Source organism: Enterobacter sp. EC_64 (assembly GCF_019584165.1).
In the GTDB taxonomy this organism is placed as follows: Bacteria; Pseudomonadota; Gammaproteobacteria; order Enterobacterales; family Enterobacteriaceae; genus Enterobacter; species Enterobacter roggenkampii.
The window spans coordinates 1-353 of the sequence record NZ_VDAS01000085.1 but is presented as its reverse complement, the minus strand read 5'-3'; the positions used below and the strand labels follow the sequence as shown (position 1 = coordinate 353).

The following is a 353-nucleotide window of genomic DNA, read 5'->3' as shown; positions in this document are numbered from 1 at the left end:
AGCGCGGTGGTCCCACCTGACCCCATGCCGAACTCAGAAGTGAAACGCCGTAGCGCCGATGGTAGTGTGGGGTCTCCCCATGTGAGAGTAGGGAACTGCCAGGCATCAAATTTAGCGTGCTGATATGGCTCAGTTGGTAGAGCGCACCCTTGGTAAGGGTGAGGTCCCCAGTTCGACTCTGGGTATCAGCACCACTTTATACTTAGGTTAAAGTTCGGCAAGAAGTAAAAGAATTTGTCTGGCGGCTTTAGCGCGGTGGTCCCACCTGACCCCATGCCGAACTCAGAAGTGAAACGCCGTAGCGCCGATGGTAGTGTGGGGTCTCCCCATGTGAGAGTAGGAAACTGCCAGAC

1 tRNA gene and 2 rRNA genes are annotated in these 353 nt (G+C 55.2%); all 3 read left to right on the top strand.

Annotation, left to right across the window (positions count from 1 at the left end):
- Nucleotides 1–104, top strand: a 5S ribosomal RNA gene (gene rrf, locus FHC52_RS22575); the annotation flags it as partial.
- A gap of 14 nt (nucleotides 105–118) precedes the next feature.
- Nucleotides 119–194, top strand: a tRNA-Thr gene (locus FHC52_RS22570).
- A 43-nt stretch (nucleotides 195–237) separates the two neighbouring features.
- A 5S ribosomal RNA gene (gene rrf / locus FHC52_RS22565) occupies nucleotides 238–353 on the top strand.